This window comes from Bradyrhizobium sp. CCBAU 25360 (assembly GCF_028128695.1).
Classification (GTDB): Bacteria; Pseudomonadota; Alphaproteobacteria; order Rhizobiales; family Xanthobacteraceae; genus Bradyrhizobium; species Bradyrhizobium ottawaense.
Window position 1 is genome coordinate 33,162 of the sequence record NZ_LBJA01000043.1, and the last position, 17,681, is coordinate 50,842.

Consider the following 17,681-nt stretch of genomic DNA (forward strand, 5'->3'; position numbering starts at 1 on the left):
GAGGTCAAATGCAGGTGACGGGCAGTCTGAAAGGTCGATCGTCGCGATTGATCCGCAGCGTCAATTCGCTGGCGGGCGCTGCGATGTTCGTCGCGCCGCTGCTTGCGCTGGTGGCGATCTGGGCGATCGTCGTCCCGCTGTTCAACGTCAATCCGCGCGTGTTTCCATCGGTCGGTGCGGTCGGCGCGGCCGCCATGGAGTCGATCCGCGACGGCACGCTGTTCGCCCATGTCGGCGCCAGCCTTTTGCGCGTCGGCCTCGGCACGCTGATCGGCATCGCCACCGCCGTGCCGCTCGGTATCGCCATGGGCGTGAGCCCGACGGTGGCGGCCTTTCTCACGCCGCTGTTCCGCTTCTTCTCGGTGCTCGCCGGCATCGCCTGGATCCCGATCGCGACCTTATGGTTCGGCTACGGCTTCGGCGCGATCGTCTTCGTGATCTTCAACGCCGTGTTCTTCGTCGTCGCCTACAACACCCTGCTCGGCGTCAGGACCATTCCGCACACGCTGCGCAATGCTGCCGCCTCGCTCGGCGCCGGCCGCTGGGCGCTGCTGACCGAAGTATTGCTGCCGGGCGCGCTGCCCAACATCGTCACTGGCATCCGCACCGGCCTGGGCTTTGCCTGGCGCGGGCTGATCGCCGCCGAGATGATCGCGACCAATGTCGGGCTCGGCTACATGCTGTTCGTCGCACGCGATTTCTACCGCACCGAAGTGATCGTGTTCGGCATGATCGTGATCGGCGTGCTCTGGCTATTGATCGACCGTCTGCTGCTGGTCCCGCTGGAACGCGCGACCATCGAACGCTGGGGCTTGGTGAGGCGCGCATGAACCTGCTGCTGCAAATCTGGGGCGACTATACCCGCCTGACCCGGCGCTGGCCCGGGGTCGCCGCCATCATTCCGTTCATCCCGGTGCTGGCGTTGTGGACGGCGGTCAGCGAGGCCGGGGTGTTTCCGCGAGCGTTCTTCCCCGGCCCCGCCGATGTGCTGCGCGCGTTCTTCACGCTCACCTACAAGGGGATCCTGCCCGACTATCTTCAGGACAGCCTGATCCGGCTCGCAACCGGCGCCGCCGTCGGCATGGCGCTCGGCATTCCCTTGGGCATCCTGATCGGCACGAGCCGCTGGGCACACCGGATCTGCTGGCCGGTGCTGCTGTTCTTCCAGGCCATCGGCGACATTGCCTGGCTGCCGATCCTCTTGATCTGGTTCGGCTTCGGACTGACGACGATGACTTTCGTCATCGTCTACACCGTGCTGTTCCCGGTCGTGCTCAACACCGTGCTCGGGGTTGAATCCGTGCCGCGCGACCTCGCGCGCGCCGCCCTCAGCCTCGGTGCCTCGCGCGCGCGGGTGCTCTGGGAGGTGACGCTGCCGGGAGCGCTGCCCAACATCATCACGGGCCTGCGCAACGGCCTCGGTTATGGCTGGCGCGCGCTGATCGCGGTCGAGATGATCGTCGGCACATCGGGCATCGGCTTCATGATGTTCGATGCCCGCCGCGCCGGCTCTACCGTGGAGATTCTGCTCGGCATGATCATTCTCGGATTGCTCTGGTACATCGTGGACGCCTGGGTCCTCGCGCCGCTCGAGCGCGTGACCGGCCAACGCTGGGGATTGGTGACATCATGAAGACGCTTTCGCTGCGCAATCTCGGCAAGACCTATTTCGATCCTTACGCAGGCGCGCATGTCACCGCCGTTCACGACGTCTCGCTGGACGTCGAGCCCGGCGAGTTCATCTCCGTGGTCGGCCCGTCCGGCTGCGGCAAGACGACAATCCTCAACATGATCGCCGGCTTCATCCCCTATTCGAAGGGGGACATCCTGCTCGACGGAAAGCCGGTGCACGGACCCGGCCCCGAGCGTGGCGTCGTGTTCCAATCGTTCGCGCTGTTTCCCTGGAAGACGGTGCTCGACAATGTCGGCTTCGGCCCGAAGATGCGCGGCGTGCCGAAGGCCGAGCGCGACCGCATCGCGCGCGAATATCTCGCGCTCGCGGGGCTGTCGCACGCGGCGCACCGCTATCCAAACGAGCTCTCCGGCGGCATGCAGCAGCGCGTCGGCGTGGTGCGCGCACTCGCCAACAATCCCGACGTCCTGCTGATGGACGAGCCGTTCGCCAGCGTCGACGCGCAGACGCGCATGACGCTCCAGGAGGAGCTGACCCGGATCTGGCAGGAGCGCAAGCCGACGGTGATCTTCATCACCCATGACGTGCCCGAAGCGGTGTTTCTCGCCAACCGCGTGGTCGTGCTGTCGAAGGGACGCGTGCTCGACGAGATCGCGGTGGACCTGCCGCGGCCTCGCGTCTGGGACGACCTCGTCAAGGACGACCACTTCAAGCAGCTCTCGGCGCGGGTGCTCCAGATGGTGCGCGCGGCATGAGCATCGCCTCCGACGTCCTGCGCTCGCCCAAGGGCCGCATCGTGCTCGGCGCCATTGCCGCATGGGCGCTGTTTCAACTCTGGTTGACGGTTGCCGCGCCGGGAAAGATCTCGCCGGAGCTCACGGGCACATCGGAAAAAGTGAACGTGCAGATCGAGCTGCCGTTCACGCCGGAGCGCTTCCACGTGCTCGCATTCCAGCAATATGGACGCGTCTCGGGAACGGATGAGCATTCGATCGAGCTACGCGGCGTCAAACGAACGGACCTCAACGCCGTCGCCCGCCCCTATTGGGTGACGGCGGTGGGGCCGATAAAAGAGGGAGGCTGAGAATATGAAACGACTCTTGCTGCTCGGAATCGCGCTCTTGGCCGGCATGGTGCCGGCGAGCGCCCAGACCCCGACGAAACTGAAGGCCGGCATGGTCACCGGCATCGACCAGATCGGCCTGCCGATCGCACTCGAGCGCGGCTTCTTCGAGAAGTACGGGCTCGATGTCACGATCGCACGCCCCTACGCGACCGGCGTCGACGCGCTGAACGCACTGCAAGCCGGCGAGAGCGAGATCGTGCAGGTCGGCGTGCCCATGATCGGCGCCGTGCTGCGCGGCATGGATCTTGTCGCACTCGGCAATTACAGCGGCAACGCCACCAAGGCCGGCTCCGATGCCACCATGGCGATCATCGCGCGTGAAGGTTCAGGCATCGTCAAGGGTGACCTGTCGACGCTCAAGGGCAAGAAGATCGCGGCCTCCTTCGGCACGATCAATCATCTCTACATCCTGGCGACGCTGGAGAAGGCCGGGCTGAAGCCCGATGACGTGACGCTGGTCAACACGCCGCCGCCGGACATGACCGTCGCCCTGCTCGCCAAGGGTATCGACGCGTTCTCGGGCTGGGATCCCTGGCCGATCGTTGCAGGCAAGGATGTGCCCGGCGCGGTCGAGATCATCAGAGGCGGCGACGTGATCTCCTATATCGGCTTCAACGTCGCGCTTCGTCCCTGGGTGCAGGCCAACGGCGAGACCATCGAGAAATTCCTCGCTGCCGTCTCCGAGGCCGATCAATGGATGCGCAAGAATCCGAAGCAGGCGGCGCAAGTCGCCACACGCTGGATTCCCGGCCTCAAGCAGGACGTCGCCGAGGCTGCGATGCAGTTTAACATCCAGCAGGCGGACCGTCGGCTGTCGGCGAACAATTACCGTGCGCTGTGGAGCGCCGAGGATCGGCTCTCCCGCCTCGGCATCCTCAAATCGACCTTTGACGTCAATGCGCATATCGAGCCGAAGCACATTCTCAAGGTCATGAAGGATCGTCCCGAACTGTTCACCGACCTGCCGCCGATCCCGGAGACGGCGGCGATCTCGCCGGGCTACGTGTTCAAACCCTGAGCAACTGCACACGGGGACGCCGGCGCGATCAGCGCGCCGGCATTTTCCGGATCAAGCCCTACCCGATGGTCTGCAGCGCCGGGAACGTCTCCAGCAGCCAGATGCTCACATTCGAGACCGCGCCGGTGAGAAAGCCGATGCCGGTGATCACCATCAGGACGCCCATGGCGCGCTCGACATTGACGAGATGTCCCTTCATCCGCGCGAACAGTGCCGAGAACTGCTCGATCATCAGCGCGGCGATCAGGAAGGGAATGCCGAGACCGGCCGAATAGACCGCGAGCAGCCCCGCGCCCTTCGTCACCGTAGCCTCAGCGGCCGCGATCGAAAGGATCGCGGCGAGGATCGGGCCGATACAGGGCGTCCAGCCGAAGGCGAAGGCGAGCCCCATGATGTAGGCGCCCCAGAGGCCGACCGGTTTGGGGATCGGCAGCCGTCCCTCGCGCATCAACAGGCCGATGCGCGTCAATCCGAGAAAGTGCAGGCCCATGATGATGATGACGATGCCGGCGAGGATCGACAACTCCGCCGACCAGGCGCGGATCAGCCCACCGACCAGCGAGGCGCTGGCGCCGAGCGCGACGAACACCGTGGAGAAGCCGAGCACGAACAGGAGCGCCGACATCATGATCGCGCGCTTGGAGGCCGAGCCCGGCTCGTCGCTCTCGACATGCTCGATCGTGGCGCCCGTAAGATAGATCAGATAGGGCGGGACCAGGGGCAGGACGCAAGGCGAAAGGAAGCTGACGAGGCCTGCAATCAGCGCCGCCGGGATCGAAACATTTTGCATGATGCCGTCTGAGCCATCTCAGGCCCCGGTGCGGCGCGCCGGGAATGCGCGCGGCCCGGAGCCGAACCGGCTCTGGTGTAACCGATGCCGGAGAATGCGCAACAGAGGCGCATCAAACCAGGGCTCCTCCCGATGCCGCCTGCGATCACAGGTGCGGCATCGGGACGCGCACAAACCTCGCCAAAAAGCGAGATTCGGCGGCGCGGCTACTTCACCACGCGGAGCAGCGGACGCCGGGGCTGGTCCTGCGTCTGCTTGGAAGGGGACGGCGGCTCGCTCGCAGCGCTCCGCAGCATTTCGTCGCACAGTGCCTTGAGATCGGCACTGTCAATTCCTTTGAGTTTCATCCTGACGTCGAGGATGACAATGGACAGCAGCTCGGCCGACTCACGGCTGTCGCACGCGTTGAGAACCCTGCGGCACCCCTCGAGCGTTTCCAGCACCGACTGCAACTGTTCGTCTGAATGCGACACCGGCGTTCTTTCCGTTAATTCGGCCTGCGAGACGTGTTGGTGACGACCCCTTCGGCCCCCATGGAATACGGAGGATAGCACGAGGCCACAGCGCCTCTGAACCTGATTTCAGTGGGTTTCTGCCGCGGAACTGCGGTTCCGGCTAACATCGCCGCGCTGCTCCGTTGGCCATGGTCGAAACGGTCCGAGAGCAAACGCCCCGCGCCCTGTGATTGATCCATTGAGAGAGATGGCGCCGGCTTTCGCGCAAGCACACTCATTGCCGACAGCGCCTGCAATCCCGCAGCCATTTCACGGCTCGCAACGGCACTCACGCCACACCCCTCATCCGGGCAATGGCCTGCCCGATTCCCAACCCTTGGCAGCATTCAGATACCACCCACGAGGTAGTAAGGATGACGTTCAAAACTCATCATCCCCCAACCCGCAGTGGTTGTGGTTTGCGCCAGATTCTGCCAGTTTAGCTAACCGAAGGGACTTGTATGCACTCCTTGGCGGAAAGGGGCGTTCCTGTGGCGGAACGCCCAAAGACAAATCTCAGCGGCCTCTCTGATTGGGATGCCGCCCGCATATTCCTTGAAGTCGTCCGATGCGGGAGTTTCCGATCGGCGGCCGAGCGCCTGTCGCTGTCGATCAACGCCGTGCGCCGGCGAATCGACGATTTCGAACGCCAGACCGGCACCACACTCTTCACCCGCGACGTCCATGGCACCCATCTCACCGATGAGGGCGCGCTGGTGGTCTCCGCCGTCGAGCGCATGGAGGCCGCCACCTTCGACGTACTGCGCGCCAGCGATTCGATGGCCAACGCCCTGTCCGGCGAGGTGCGAGTCGCCGTTACTGAGGGGCTCGGCACGTTCTGGCTCGCCCCGCGCCTGGTTGAATTCCAGCAGGCCTATCCGAAGATCCTGGTCGACCTGCATTGCGCGATGCGCTCGGCCGACGTCTCGCGCCACGAAGCCGACGTCGCCATCCATCTGTCGCGTCCCTCGGCGCTCGACATCAAGCTAGTGCGGCTCGGTCGCATGCATCTGATGTTCTGGGCCTCCGAGAAATACATCGAGAAGCATGGCGCGCCGCGCTCGGCGGCGGAATTGATCAAGCATCGCCTGGTGCTGCAATTCGCCGACCAGCTTGCCGCCAAGGAATCCTTCGAGAGCTTCTTCCCGGGCGTATCGGAACGTGACCTTCTGGTCATGAAGACCAACGTCTCAAGCGCCAACTACTGGGCGGTCGCGAATGGCGCCGGCATCGGCGTCTTCCCGAGCTACGCCATTGCGCTTGGCGGGAGGTTGATTCCACTGGAGGTCGAGTTGAACCGACCGCTGGATATCTGGTTGTCCTACCATCCCGGTAGCGGCCGAATTCCGCGCGTGCGGCACATGATTGATTGGCTGATCGAAGCTTTCAGTCCGGCTCGCTTCCCGTGGTTTAAGGAAGAGTTCGTGCATCCGCATGAATTCAAGGACTCGTATATGGGCGAACCCCTGACCCAGCTCTTCGGGGGATTTTCAACCGAAGAACAAAGGTGAAAACGAAGATGAAAGCAGCGGCGAAAAGAATGAAGCAGCGCAGTGCTGGCAAGCCGGACATCGAGCTTGGCAAGCGGATTCGTCTGCGGCGCGTCGAGATGAAGATCTCGCAGGCCGAGCTCGGCGAGAAGCTTGGCGTCAGCTTCCAGCAGGTCCAGAAATACGAGAAGGGCGTCAATCGCGTCGGCGCGGCTCGTCTGCAGCAGATCGCTTCCGCCCTCGACGTGCCCGTGACCTTCTTCTACGACGGTGACAACAAGGCGCGCGAAGTCGAGAGCCTGCTGTTCCTCGATTCGGCCTTCAGCCTCCGCCTGCTGCGCGCCTACAGCAAGATCAAGGACCAGACCGTGCAGCGTCAGTTGGTCTCGCTGATGGAATCGATCGCGGCGAACGAGAGCTGAGACCGGTCGACGGTCTGGCCTTTGCGGCCGATCTTCAATCCGCCGCGTCGCGGGGACGCGGCCGGATTGAACGATCATATTCCGGCTCGCGCGCTTGCGCGCGGCCTTTGCGGGGCGGCACGACCGCCCCTTTTCTTTGCGCGCGCGACACTCGGGACGACGCGCCATGCAATCCCGCTACAGGCGGATGCAGACTCGCCCACCCTGCCGCGGTTGACCCCGGAAGCGCCAGCGCAGCACATTGCCCCTCGCACATGACGAGCGAGCAAGCGATGTCCGACATATTCAGCACGACCGGTACACCCTACGCGGACGGCAAGATTCTCCAGCACACCACCGACGGCGTCGGCGTGATCACCTTCAACAATCCCGACAAGCGCAACGCGATGTCGCTGGAGATGTGGGAGGGATTTGGCGAGGCCTTGACGAGCCTGCGCGACGACGAGACGGTGCGCGTCGTGGTCCTGCGCGGAGCCGGCGGTAAGGCCTTCGTCTCCGGCGCCGACATCAGCCAATTCGAGAAGACTCGCCACAACGCGGCAGCGTCCGAGGAATATGCCAGGCGCAGCGCCGCCCAGCGCGCACTGCTCGCAGACTATCCCAAGCCGACGATTGCCTGCATCGACGGTTTTTGCCTCGGCGGCGGCATGCAGGTCGCGATGCTCGCCGATATCCGCATCGCCGCGCACGACAGCCAGTTCGGCATTCCCGCGGCCAAGCTCGGCATCGCCTATGGCTTTGACGGCCTGCGGCACCTGGTTTCGCTGGTCGGCCCGTCCTGGGCGCGGCTTCTGATGTACACGGGCATGCGCATCGATTCCGCCGAAGCGCTGCGCATTGGCCTTATCGAGCGCGTGTTCCCGGTCGACGAGCTCTGGGGCGAGACCATGACGATTGCCGAGACGATCTCGCAGAACGCCCCGCTCGCGATCAAGGCCGCCAAGATCACCATCGCGCAGGTGCTGAAGGATGAGAGTCAGCGCGACATGGACGCGATCAAGGCGATCGGCAATGCCTGTATGGACAGCGCAGACTTTCGCGAGGGCCGGCAAGCCTTCATGGAAAAGCGCAAGCCACAGTTCCAGGGGCGTTGAAGCTGAACCGACGTTCAGGAAGATTAAATTCCTCGTGCAGCTCCGCGCGGTAGCAACTAGTTGATCTGACGAAAGTTCTCCCGCCACAACGAGGGAGATCGCGATGACACTGAAATCTGCTGTTCTTGCTCTGGCTGCCATCGGCGGTGTAGCGCTCGCGTCGGGCGAGGCGCTCGCAGCCATGCCGAATGGCATCCCGCAGGCGGACAAGATTGCAAGCGGTCCGGCCGCTGACGTGGATCAGGTGCGCTGGGTGTGCAACCCCTGGGGCCGCTGCTTCTGGCGTCCGAACTATTACGGCGCCTACGGCTATTACGGCGGCCCGCGACGCTTCTACGGCCCGCGCCCGTGGGGCTGGGGCCATCGCCACCACCATTGGCGCCGCTGGTGAACGACAAAGGGGCCGCGAGGCCCCTTTTCTTTTGAGATGAACCGGCGCCGCGGCTCGGCTGCTTCTCAGAGCGCCGCCAGCACCGCTTTGGTGATGTCGGCAGTCCCGTTGCTGCCGCCGAATTCCATCGGCTTGATGCCGCCGGCATAGACCTGATCCACCGCACGCTCGATCGTCTCGCCGGCCTCCGCCGCGCTCTCGACGCCGTGCTTGTCGGCGAGCCAGTCCAGCATCATCGCCGCCGACAGGATCATGCCAGTGGGATTGGCCTTGCCCTGCCCCATGATGTCGGGCGCGGTGCCGTGGCAGGGCTGGAACACGGCATATTTGTCGCCGATGTCCGCCGACGGCGCCATTCCGAGGCCGCCGATCAGGCTCGCAGTGATGTCGGAGACGATGTCGCCGAACATGTTCTCCATCACCATCACGTCGAAATCCCAGGGACGCTTCACCAGCATGGCCGAGCAGGCATCGACATAGAGCCGATCGGTCTTCACGTCGGGGTGCTTCTTGGCGATCTCATCGAAAATGCCGCGAAAGAACGCGAACGCCTTGAACACGTTCGCCTTGTCGACGCAGGCAAGCGCGCCGGGCTTGCCGCGCGCCTTGCGCCGCTCGGCGAGGCGAAACGAGAAATCGAACAGGCGCTCGGATGTCCTGCGTGTGATCACCATGGTCTCGCGCGCGTCCTCATGGGTGACGACGCCCTTGCCCATCGAGGCGAACAGGCCTTCGGTCGATTCCCGGATCACGACGAGATCGATGCCGCGCTCATCAGCGCCGACGATCGGGCTCGGCACGCCCGGAATAAGGCGCGCCGGTCGCACGCCGGCATAGAGATCGAAGATGAAACGCAGCTCGATCTGCGGCGCGATCTCGGTATTGTCGGGGTAGCGCACCGACGGCAGGCCGCAGGCGCCGAGCAGGATTGCGTCCGCCTCCTCGCACAGCTTGATGGTCGAGTCAGGCATCGACTTGCCGGTGGCAAGATAATTGTTGGCGCCGGCGGGTGCTTCAGTGAAACGGAAGCGCAAATCCGATTTCTGCTCGATCTTGCGCAGCACCTCGACGGCCGGCGCCATGACTTCGGGACCGATGCCGTCACCGGCGAGCACGGCAATGTGGAAGGCGTTGTTTGCGGACATTTAAGGCCTCAAGGAAAGGAGCTAGCCAAGTCGTCATTGCGAAGAACTCTTGCGACGAAGCAATCCAGACTGTGTCCGCGGAGGGATTTCCGGATTGCTTCCCTGCGCTCGCAATGACGGAGGAGAGAGTGTTCGCTACGGCGTCAGCACCGTGCGCCCGACCACCGCGCCCTGCTGCAATTGCACCAGCGCATCGTTGGCCTTGGCGAGCGGCGCCGTGGTCACCGGGATCGGCGGCACCTTCTTGGTGCGGACGAGGTCGAGCAATTCCTGCGTCTCGCGCAGGTTTCCGACGTAGCTGCCCTGGATCGTCACCGCCTTGATCGGAATCAGCGGCAGCGCCCAGGTTGCGCCGCCGCCGAACAGGCCGACGATCACGAGTTTGCCGCCCTTGGTCAGGCAGTCGAATCCAAGTTGCGTCGTCGCGGCATTCCCGACGAGGTCGATCACGGCACGGATCGGCCCGCCCGCCTTCTTGGCGAGTTGCTCCAGCGCATCCGGCGCCTTCGGGTCGACGGTGGCGAGCGCGCCGGCCTTCTCCGCCGCTTCGCGCTTCCTGGCATCGATATCGACCATGATCGCGCCCTTGCCGCCCATGGCTTTCAAGAGCGACAGCGCCATCAGGCCGAGCCCGCCGGCGCCGAACATCACGATCGGCGTGTCGAAATGCTGCTCAACCTTTTTCAGCGCGCTGTAGGTGGTGACGCCCGAGCAGGCATAGGGCGCGGTCGTTGCGGGATCGAGTCCCCTGAGATTGAGCAGATAGCGCGGATGCGGCACCAGCATGTGATCGGAATAGCCGCCGTCGCAATAGACGCCGAGCGAGCGCGGCGTCAGGCACATGTTCTCGTCACCGGCGAGGCACGTCGCGCACTTGCCGCAGCCAATCCAGGGATAGACCAGCCCGACATCGCCGAGCTTGAGGTCGCCCTGGTCGGTCGGTTTCACGTCGGGGCCGAAGGCCAGGATTTCGCCGACCGTCTCGTGACCCATGGTCAGCGGCAGATTGATGCCGCGGTCCTTCAGCGAGAGCGGCTTGCGGCCATGGCCGAGATCGTAGCCGCCCTCCCAGATGTGGAGGTCGCTGTGGCAGACGCCGGCGGCCTTCACCTTGATCAGGACCTGCGTGCCCGAAGGCTGCGGCGTCGCCTCGTCGAACTCCTGCAGCGGCGCCTTGAAATCGGCGACCTTGAAACTCTTCATCGGCGTTCTCCCGGCATGCTTCTCGTTGTCGCGCCACCATGCCATGGCCGGCGAGGCGAGACAAACCGGTCTTAGTTCAGGTCAGCGGATGATGGCAAGCCGCGAACTGGCGAGGCCCGATTTCGCGCAACTCCGGTATCTCCGCGCTGCATCGCTTATCGGCGCGTGGGCAGCGGGTGCGGAAGCGGCAGCCGGACGGCGGCGCAATCGGCGATGGTGGCTCACCCGCCGCCACACTCTCGGCGGGACGCACATCCGGATCGGGCACCGGGATCGCCTGCAACAAGAGCCCGGTATAGGGATGCGCAGGATTTGCGAACAATTGCTCCGACGGACCGACCTCGCAGAGCCGGCCGAGATACATCACCGCGACGCGGTCGCTGACCGCTTTGACCACTGCGAGATCATGCGCGATGAACAACAGCGTCAGGCCGAAGCGTGCTTTCATCTCCTCCAGCAAATTGAGGATCTGTGCGCGGATCGAGACGTCCAGCGCCGAGACCGGTTCGTCGCAGACGATGAATTCCGGATTGAGGACGAGCGACCGCGCGATACAGATGCGCTGGCACTGCCCGCCGGAGAATTCATGCGGCAGGCGGCCCGCGACGAGATCAGGATCGAGCCCGACCGCGCTGAGCACCTCGTGAACCCTGCGCTTGCGCTCGGCGGCATCCTTGACGCCGGCAATGATGAGCGGCTCGGCCACGATGTCGCCGATGCGACGGCGCGGATTGAGCGAGGCGATCGGATCCTGGAAGATCAACTGCACGCGGCGGCGCATCTTGCGCAACGCCTCGCCCTCCATTGCGGTGAGATCTTCGCCGTCGAACAACACCCGGCCGGATTTGGCACGTCGCAATTGCAGCACCGCGCGCCCCAGCGTCGACTTGCCGCAGCCGGATTCTCCGACCAGCCCCAACGTCTCGCCGCGCGCGACCGCAAGGCTGACACCGGACACCGCATGCACCGTCTTGTTGCCGAGACCATATTCGACGACGAGATTGTCGACGTTCAGCAGCGGCTCAGCGCGCGCGGCAAGCTGCATCATGCGCCAACTCCCTCCGCCATCTGGATCGGGTGGAAGCAGGCATAGAGATGATCGGGCATCTCGGCGCTCTTCAGGTCGGGCTTGGCCTCATGACAACGGCTAGCGGCATAGCGGCAGCGAGGCGCGAAGGAGCAGCCCTTTAGCGGTCGTGTCGGATCGGGCGGACGGCCGGAGATCGCGGGCAGCGGGGTATGGGGCGCGGTCTCCAGCTTCGGGATCGCCGCCAGCAACGCTTCCGTGTAGGGCATGTGCATGCGCTTGAACAGCGCCTGGGTCGGGGCGCGCTCCACCACCCTGCCCGCATACATCACGGCGACCTCGTCGGCACGGCCCGCGACCACGCCGAGATCGTGGGTGATGATGATCATCGCCATGTGGCGGCGGCGCTGCTCGCGCGCGAGCAGATCGAGGATCTGTGCCTGGATGGTGACGTCGAGCGCGGTGGTCGGCTCGTCCGCGATCAGCAGCTTCGGTTCGCAGGACAACGCGATCGCAATCGCGATGCGCTGGCGCATGCCGCCGGAACATTGATGCGGATATTGCGCGAGCCGCTGCTCAGGCGCCGGGATTCCGACAGCCGCCAGCAGCTCGATGCTGCGCTTCCGTGCTGCGGGGGCATCGAGCTCGAGATGCTCCTGGATCGTCTCCATCAGCTGCGTGCCGATGGTCAGCACCGGGTTTAGCGAGGTCATGGGGTCCTGAAACACGACTGCGAGATCGCGCCCGCGCAAGCGACGCAAGGGTTCCGCATCGAGCCGCACCAGATCCTGGCCGTCGAACATCACGCGGCCCGTGAGCTTTGCTTTTTTCGGTAGCAGCTGAAGCACCGCGCGCGAGAGCATGGTCTTGCCGCAGCCGGACTCGCCGACGATGCCGAGCGTGCAGCCCGCCTCCAGCGACAGGTCGACATGATCCACGGCGCGCAGATTACCGCGCGGCGTCGGTAGCTCGACTGCAACGTCCTCGATGATCAAGAGCGGAGCGCTCACAGCGCCCCCTGACGCGGGTCGGTCAGCGCCCGCAAGGTATCGCCGACCAGATTGAAGGCCAGCACGGTGAGAAACAATCCGGTCGCCGGCAGGAACGCCAGCCGCGGCGCGACGTCGAGGCTGTCGCGCCCTTCGCCGATCATGCTGCCCCAGCTCGCCATCGGCGGCGGAACGCCGAGACCGAGGAAGGACAGCGCCCCCTCGACCACGATGGTGACGGCAACGCCGAGCAGGAAGAAGGCCAGCAGCGGCAGGATCACGTTCGGCAATAGCTCGCGCAGCAGGATGCGCGCATGGCTGGCACCTAACGCCTCGGCCGCGATCACGAATTCCCGCCGCGCCAGCGTCAGCGTCGCGGCCCGCGCCACACGCATGAAGGCGGGAACGCCGAGCACGCCGAGGATCAGGGTGAGGTTGGGGACGGACTGACCGAGATAAGCCGTCACCGCGAGCGCGAAGATCAGCGGCGGAAAGGCGAGCAGCACGTCCATGCTGCCGACCACCAGCGTCTCGAACCGGCCGCGGAAATAACCGGCGAGCAGGCCGAGCGCGCCGCCGAGCGTAAGGCCGATCATCGGCGCGATCAGCCCGACGGTCAACGACACGCGCGCGCCAAAAATCAGGCGGGCGAGCTCGTCGCGGCCGAGCCCGTCGGTGCCGAGCCAGTGCTCGGTGGAGAATGCCGCGCGGCGCTCCAGCATGTCCATGTCTACGGGGTTCTGCAGCGGCAGCACCGGCGCAAGGATCGCGAGCGCAAGGATGATCGCGAGCCAGGCGCTCGCGATCCAGAACAGCAGGCCGAGCCTGCGCTTGCGGCCGACCGGCACGGGCGCCGCCTCGTCCTGCATCGAGAGCTCAAGCGTGGCCATGGCGGATCCTGGGGTCGAGCACGGCGTAGAGCATGTCGACGATGAAATTCACGATGACGAAGCCGCAGGCAACCAGCAGCACGACGCCCTGGAGGATGACGAGGTCGCGGGTGTAGATCGCCCCGACCAGCAGCCGGCCGATGCCGGGCAGCGCAAAGATCGATTCCACGATCAGGGTGCCGCCGAGCAGGCGGCCGATATTGATGCCTGTGACCGTCACCAGCGTCAGCGACGAGGGCTTGAGCGCATGCACGAACAGGATACGCGCGGGCTTGAGACCCTTGGCCTTGGCGAGCGCGATATAATCCTCCTGCAAGGTCGCGATCATGTCGGAGCGCAGCACGCGCATGATTCCCGGCCATTCCGCCAGCGCCAGCGTCAGTGCCGGCAGCACGAAGAAGCGTAAATTCGCCAGCGGCGCCTCGGTGAACGGCACATAGCCCGTCGCCGGCAGCCAGTGCAGCTCGACCGCGAACAGATAGATCAGCAGGATCGCCACCAGGAACGACGGCATCGACAGCATCGCGAACGCGCTGCCGGTCATGAAACGGTCGAACGCGCCGCCGGCACGCGCGGCACAGGCGATCGCAACCGGGACGCCGATCAACAGTCCGATGAACTCGGCCATCAGCATCAGTTGGAGCGAGACCGGAATGCGCTCGGCGACCGCCTGCAACACCGTCTGCCCGGTGCGGAACGAGCGGCCGAGATCGCCCTGCAGGACGTGACCGAGCCAGCTCAGGTAACGCCACCACAGCGGCTGATCGAGCCCCATGTCACGGCGCAGCGCCGCAACATTCTCCGGCGTCGCCTGATCGCCGAGGATGACGAGAGCGAGATCGCCCGGCAGCAGCGAGGCGATCAGGAAGGTCAACAGCGACACGGCGAACAACACCGGCAGCATGCCAAGCAGCCGCCGAACGACGAAGTTCAGCATCGCGCCATCATTCCAGCCAGGTCGTCGAAACGTCGATCACGCCGTTGTAGATCTTGGGGAAGCCTTTCAGCTTGGCGCTCGACAGCGCGTAATAAGTGTTCTGGAAGGTCCAGAACCAGATTGCCTCCTTGTTGATCAGGCGGCTGATGGCGCAGTAATCCTCGGTGCGTTGGCCGAGGTCGGCGGTGACGCGCGCGTGGTCCAGCAGCTTGTCGAGCTCCGGGTTTGAGTATCCGGCCAATGCCAGCGGGCTGCCGCTGCGGAAATTCGCGTACATCTGCGGGTCGGGATCGGCGAGATCGACGATGCGCCACGGCGTCATCTGGAACTGGCGGGTGAAGGCGCGTGACGGAATGGTCGCCTGATCGACCTGCTCGATCTCCATGCTGGCGCCGGCGCGCTTCCAGAATTGCTGAAGCACCTGGCCGATCATGCGGCCGCGCGGGGTTGCGGTCACCAGCATCTTGAACTCGACCGGCTTGCCGTAATCCTTGATCAGCGCCTTGGCCTTCTCGACATCGAACGGCAGCGCGCCGTCATCCTTGCATTTGACCCAGGAGCCATCGCCATAGGGATTGGTCGCGGGCCGGCTCAGGCCGTTGCTGATCGCCTGCGACATTTTCGGGCGGTCGAGCGCCATCACCAGCGCCTGACGCACGCGGACATCGTCGAACGGCGCGACCTTGGTGTTGAAGGCGTAGACCTGCGCGCCCGAGCCCTTGTAGGTGTGCACCGTGAGCTTGGAGTCCTTCTGCGCCTTCATGATGTTGTCGGCGTCGTTCTCGTCGTCCCAGATGATGTCGGCCTCGCCCGATTGCAGCGAGGCGAAGCGCGACTGCGCATCGGGCAGCGGCTTTAAGATGATGCGGTCGAGATAGGGACGGCCCTTGTCCCAGTAGTTGGGGTTTTTCTCCAGCACCATCCGGTCGCCTGCGGTCCATGATTTCAGGATGTAGGGACCAGTGCCGACGGGATTGCGATTGTAGTCGTCACCCTTGGTCTTCCACGCGGTCGGCGAATGAATGACGTTGTTGGAGCTCTGGATTGTGATCACCGCCGGCCAGTTCACCGAGGGATCGGTCAGATTGAAGACAACGGTGGTTTCGTCCGGCGCCAGCACTTCCTTGACGTTGGTGATGTAGAAGGCGCAGCGGCATTTGTTGGCCGGGTCCTTCTGCCGGTCAAAATTCTCCTTGAAGGCCTGCGCATTGAACGGCGTGCCGTCGTGGAATGTCACGCCCTGGCGCAGCTTGAAGGTCCAGCTCTTGTAATCGTCGGAATGGGTCCAGGACATCGCGAGCTTCGGCGCGGCTTCGCCCTTGTCGTCGAGCGTGGTCAGCGTATCAAAGATCGCTGCGGCCGCGGTGAAGGTCGAGGTGTCGTAGACGCCGACCTTGAGCGGATCGAAGCCCGCAATCTCCAGCTCCTGGCCGACGGTGATGCTGCCGCCCGGCTTCTGCGCTTGCACCGGCCCGGCCAGCGGAAGGAGGGCAAATGCCGCAACAAGGAAAATCGGCGCGTGCTTGCGCGCCGCGGCAGCAATGTTCGTCATGGTTCCTCCCGGGATCCCTCGTCCGATGTTTCGGATCGTCGAATGACTGGGGACGAGATTGGCGACAAAAGCTCGCCACGGCAAGAGGAACGCGTGACAGATCACACGCCGCACGTGCGGCGTAATGGTGCTCAGCCTGTCGCGGCAGTTTTGCCTGTCGGAATTGATGCATCATCGGCGAGGCTGATCTCTTCGCGCAGCGCATCCGTATGCTCGCCGAGCACGGCCATCGTCTTGGCCGGCGTGGTATCGGCACCCGACATCCGGAATGGCAGGTTGAGCACCTGAAAGGAGCCGCCCTCGTCCCGCACCTCGGAGAGCGCCTGCCGGTGCGCAATTTGCGGATCGGCCAGCGCCTCGGACACGGTGCGATAGGCCGAAGCCGGCACGCCGGCAGCCCCTAGCGCTGCGAGACACGCATCGGTCGTGAACTGCCGCGACCAGGCCTCGACGCCGTCCATCACCTCGGCCCAATTCTCGCGGCGCGCGGCATAGGTCGCAAAGCGCGGATCGGAGATCCATTCGGGGTGACCGATCACGCCCATCAATCCCTGGAACGTCTTCTCGCTGGCGACCGTGATCATGACATAGCCGCTTGCCGTCTCGGTCGGGCCGAACATCGGGCGCGGCGGTGGCTTCACGGCAAATTGTGCGCTCTGCAATTCGGTCAGCGTCAGTGACAGCATCGATTCCAGCATCGACACGTCGATGTGCTGGCCAAGGCCGGTCACGGTCCGCTGATAGAGTGCGGACGCGATCGCCCCGAAGCCGTAGGTGCCGGTGACGACGTCGGCGTGATAGATGCCGCAATAATCAGGGCGATTGCGGCCGGGCTGGTAGGCCAGATGGGCCATATCATAGCCGGAGGCGGCATGGATCACCGGCGCATAGGCCGGCAGCTCGGCCGAGGGGCCGGTCTGGCCGTAGCCCGAGATCGAGCAATAGATCAGCTTCGGGTTGACGGTGCGCAGCCTGTCGTAGTCGAGCCGCAGCCGATGCATCACGCCGGGGCGAAAGTTCTCGACCAGGATGTCTGATGCCGCGGCCAGCCGGCGCACCGCCTCCTTGCCGTCCTCGGACTTGAGGTCGAGCACGACGCTCTTCTTGCCGACATTGAGCTGGCCGAACGCGGTGCTGCACCCCTTGCGCAGCGGCGGCCGGGTCCGCATGGTCTCCCCGCCGTCGGTCTCGATCTTGATGACCTCAGCGCCCATGTCGGCAAGCATCCGCGCGCAGTGAGGACCGGCGATGGTGGTGGAAAAATCCAGGACCCTCAGCCCGGCGAAGGCTTTTGTCGTCGTCCCCTCATGCTTATCTGCTAGCTGCATGCCTGCTCACGTCCTTGGGTCTTAGGAACTCTCGAAGTTCTCTGTTGTTGATGCGGCGACCCTAGAGGGCGGCGGCCGAGTAGGAAAGTGTTTACCGAACCGACACGCCGCGTGGGTGGGCTTTAAGAATTCCCGGACAACTGGACCCGTTC

19 protein-coding genes are annotated in these 17,681 nt (G+C 64.6%); 9 read left to right on the forward strand and 10 right to left on the reverse strand.

The window, feature by feature from the left end; genetic code table 11:
• The first annotated feature begins 8 nt into the window (after positions 1-8).
• The 5 genes from XH81_RS27100 to XH81_RS27120 are packed head-to-tail and all read left to right on the forward strand — an operon-like array spanning position 9 to position 3,777.
• Positions 9-830 carry an ABC transporter permease gene (locus XH81_RS27100; RefSeq protein WP_038947001.1) on the forward strand — a complete coding sequence of 274 codons (822 nt, stop codon included), beginning with the start codon at positions 9-11 and terminating at the stop codon, positions 828-830.
• Positions 827-1,633: an ABC transporter permease gene (locus XH81_RS27105; RefSeq protein ID WP_028143058.1), complete on the forward strand. Its 807-nt coding sequence runs from the start codon at positions 827-829 to the stop codon at positions 1,631-1,633. The genes XH81_RS27100 and XH81_RS27105 overlap by 4 nt, the downstream gene beginning before the upstream one ends.
• A complete protein-coding gene (locus XH81_RS27110) occupies positions 1,630-2,388 on the forward strand; it encodes an ABC transporter ATP-binding protein (RefSeq protein ID WP_028143059.1) in 759 nt (252 codons plus the stop codon). The genes XH81_RS27105 and XH81_RS27110 overlap by 4 nt, the downstream gene beginning before the upstream one ends.
• Positions 2,385-2,717, forward strand: a complete 333-nt coding sequence (locus XH81_RS27115) for a hypothetical protein (RefSeq protein ID WP_028143060.1) — start codon at positions 2,385-2,387, stop codon at positions 2,715-2,717. The genes XH81_RS27110 and XH81_RS27115 overlap by 4 nt, the downstream gene beginning before the upstream one ends.
• Positions 2,718-2,721: 4 nt before the next feature.
• Entirely contained in the window at positions 2,722-3,777 is a 1,056-nt protein-coding gene (locus XH81_RS27120; protein WP_028143061.1) for an ABC transporter substrate-binding protein, read from the forward strand.
• A 58-nt stretch (positions 3,778-3,835) separates the two neighbouring features.
• On the opposite strand, the gene XH81_RS27125 is transcribed toward XH81_RS27120, so the two are convergent.
• Both XH81_RS27125 and XH81_RS27130 read right to left on the reverse strand, forming a co-directional pair.
• Entirely contained in the window at positions 3,836-4,567 is a 732-nt protein-coding gene (locus XH81_RS27125; RefSeq protein WP_038947000.1) for a cytochrome c biogenesis CcdA family protein, read from the reverse strand.
• Positions 4,568-4,773: 206 nt separating this feature from the next.
• Positions 4,774-5,040 (reverse strand): hypothetical protein, encoded by a 267-nt coding sequence (locus XH81_RS27130; RefSeq protein WP_028143063.1) that lies wholly within the window; start codon positions 5,038-5,040, stop codon positions 4,774-4,776.
• 482 nt (positions 5,041-5,522) lie between these two features.
• Between XH81_RS27130 and XH81_RS27135 the strand changes: the two genes are divergently transcribed.
• The 4 genes from XH81_RS27135 to XH81_RS27150 all read left to right on the forward strand — a co-directional run bounded on the left by XH81_RS27135 (position 5,523) and on the right by XH81_RS27150 (position 8,458).
• On the forward strand, positions 5,523-6,572 hold the full coding sequence (locus XH81_RS27135) for a LysR family transcriptional regulator (protein WP_028143064.1): 1,050 nt from the start codon (positions 5,523-5,525) through the stop codon (positions 6,570-6,572).
• A 29-nt stretch (positions 6,573-6,601) separates the two neighbouring features.
• On the forward strand, positions 6,602-6,973 hold the full coding sequence (locus XH81_RS27140) for a helix-turn-helix domain-containing protein (RefSeq protein ID WP_020608151.1): 372 nt from the start codon (positions 6,602-6,604) through the stop codon (positions 6,971-6,973).
• A 272-nt stretch (positions 6,974-7,245) separates the two neighbouring features.
• Positions 7,246-8,067 carry an enoyl-CoA hydratase gene (locus tag XH81_RS27145; RefSeq protein WP_028143065.1) on the forward strand — a complete coding sequence of 274 codons (822 nt, stop codon included), beginning with the start codon at positions 7,246-7,248 and terminating at the stop codon, positions 8,065-8,067.
• Positions 8,068-8,170: 103 nt separating this feature from the next.
• Positions 8,171-8,458, forward strand: coding sequence for a hypothetical protein (locus XH81_RS27150; protein WP_028143066.1), 288 nt, complete (start codon positions 8,171-8,173; stop codon positions 8,456-8,458).
• Between the two features lie 65 nt (positions 8,459-8,523).
• Here the strand turns inward: XH81_RS27150 and XH81_RS27155 are convergent, their stop codons facing one another.
• The 8 genes from XH81_RS27155 to XH81_RS27190 form a co-directional block, all read right to left on the reverse strand.
• The gene (locus XH81_RS27155) at positions 8,524-9,603 is read right to left on the reverse strand and encodes an isocitrate/isopropylmalate dehydrogenase family protein (protein WP_028143067.1); all 1,080 of its coding nucleotides are present in this window, start codon (positions 9,601-9,603) and stop codon (positions 8,524-8,526) included.
• A 135-nt stretch (positions 9,604-9,738) separates the two neighbouring features.
• Positions 9,739-10,806 carry an alcohol dehydrogenase gene (locus XH81_RS27160; protein WP_028143068.1) on the reverse strand — a complete coding sequence of 356 codons (1,068 nt, stop codon included), beginning with the start codon at positions 10,804-10,806 and terminating at the stop codon, positions 9,739-9,741.
• A gap of 76 nt (positions 10,807-10,882) precedes the next feature.
• The gene (locus tag XH81_RS27165) at positions 10,883-11,854 is read right to left on the reverse strand and encodes an ABC transporter ATP-binding protein (RefSeq protein ID WP_028143069.1); all 972 of its coding nucleotides are present in this window, start codon (positions 11,852-11,854) and stop codon (positions 10,883-10,885) included.
• Positions 11,851-12,843 carry an ABC transporter ATP-binding protein gene (locus XH81_RS27170; protein ID WP_028143070.1) on the reverse strand — a complete coding sequence of 331 codons (993 nt, stop codon included), beginning with the start codon at positions 12,841-12,843 and terminating at the stop codon, positions 11,851-11,853. Before XH81_RS27170 ends, XH81_RS27165 begins: the two co-directional genes overlap by 4 nt.
• The gene (locus XH81_RS27175) at positions 12,840-13,712 is read right to left on the reverse strand and encodes an ABC transporter permease (RefSeq protein WP_097668994.1); all 873 of its coding nucleotides are present in this window, start codon (positions 13,710-13,712) and stop codon (positions 12,840-12,842) included. Before XH81_RS27175 ends, XH81_RS27170 begins: the two co-directional genes overlap by 4 nt.
• On the reverse strand, positions 13,699-14,649 hold the full coding sequence (locus XH81_RS27180) for an ABC transporter permease (protein ID WP_028143072.1): 951 nt from the start codon (positions 14,647-14,649) through the stop codon (positions 13,699-13,701). Before XH81_RS27180 ends, XH81_RS27175 begins: the two co-directional genes overlap by 14 nt.
• Positions 14,650-14,656: 7 nt before the next feature.
• Entirely contained in the window at positions 14,657-16,201 is a 1,545-nt protein-coding gene (locus XH81_RS27185) for an ABC transporter substrate-binding protein (RefSeq protein ID WP_028143073.1), read from the reverse strand.
• Between the two features lie 131 nt (positions 16,202-16,332).
• The gene (locus XH81_RS27190) at positions 16,333-17,529 is read right to left on the reverse strand and encodes a CaiB/BaiF CoA transferase family protein (RefSeq protein WP_028143074.1); all 1,197 of its coding nucleotides are present in this window, start codon (positions 17,527-17,529) and stop codon (positions 16,333-16,335) included.
• Positions 17,530-17,681: the final 152 nt, after the last annotated feature.

Bases quoted from the DNA above. Each gene is read 5' to 3' on its own strand.
- XH81_RS27100 (WP_038947001.1), top strand. From the start codon at position 9: ATGCAGGTGACGGGCAGTCTGAAAGGTCGATCGTCGCGATTGATCCGC.
- XH81_RS27105 (WP_028143058.1), top strand. From the start codon at position 827: ATGAACCTGCTGCTGCAAATCTGGGGCGACTATACCCGCCTGACCCGG.
- XH81_RS27110 (WP_028143059.1), top strand. From the start codon at position 1,630: ATGAAGACGCTTTCGCTGCGCAATCTCGGCAAGACCTATTTCGATCCT.
- XH81_RS27115 (WP_028143060.1), top strand. From the start codon at position 2,385: ATGAGCATCGCCTCCGACGTCCTGCGCTCGCCCAAGGGCCGCATCGTG.
- XH81_RS27120 (WP_028143061.1), top strand. From the start codon at position 2,722: ATGAAACGACTCTTGCTGCTCGGAATCGCGCTCTTGGCCGGCATGGTG.
- XH81_RS27125 (WP_038947000.1), bottom strand. From the start codon at position 4,567: ATGCAAAATGTTTCGATCCCGGCGGCGCTGATTGCAGGCCTCGTCAGC.
- XH81_RS27135 (WP_028143064.1), top strand. From the start codon at position 5,523: ATGCACTCCTTGGCGGAAAGGGGCGTTCCTGTGGCGGAACGCCCAAAG.
- XH81_RS27140 (WP_020608151.1), top strand. From the start codon at position 6,602: ATGAAGCAGCGCAGTGCTGGCAAGCCGGACATCGAGCTTGGCAAGCGG.
- XH81_RS27145 (WP_028143065.1), top strand. From the start codon at position 7,246: ATGTCCGACATATTCAGCACGACCGGTACACCCTACGCGGACGGCAAG.
- XH81_RS27150 (WP_028143066.1), top strand. From the start codon at position 8,171: ATGACACTGAAATCTGCTGTTCTTGCTCTGGCTGCCATCGGCGGTGTA.
- XH81_RS27155 (WP_028143067.1), bottom strand. From the start codon at position 9,603: ATGTCCGCAAACAACGCCTTCCACATTGCCGTGCTCGCCGGTGACGGC.
- XH81_RS27160 (WP_028143068.1), bottom strand. From the start codon at position 10,806: ATGAAGAGTTTCAAGGTCGCCGATTTCAAGGCGCCGCTGCAGGAGTTC.
- XH81_RS27165 (WP_028143069.1), bottom strand. From the start codon at position 11,854: ATGATGCAGCTTGCCGCGCGCGCTGAGCCGCTGCTGAACGTCGACAAT.
- XH81_RS27175 (WP_097668994.1), bottom strand. From the start codon at position 13,712: ATGGCCACGCTTGAGCTCTCGATGCAGGACGAGGCGGCGCCCGTGCCG.
- XH81_RS27180 (WP_028143072.1), bottom strand. From the start codon at position 14,649: ATGCTGAACTTCGTCGTTCGGCGGCTGCTTGGCATGCTGCCGGTGTTG.
- XH81_RS27185 (WP_028143073.1), bottom strand. From the start codon at position 16,201: ATGACGAACATTGCTGCCGCGGCGCGCAAGCACGCGCCGATTTTCCTT.
- XH81_RS27190 (WP_028143074.1), bottom strand. From the start codon at position 17,529: ATGCAGCTAGCAGATAAGCATGAGGGGACGACGACAAAAGCCTTCGCC.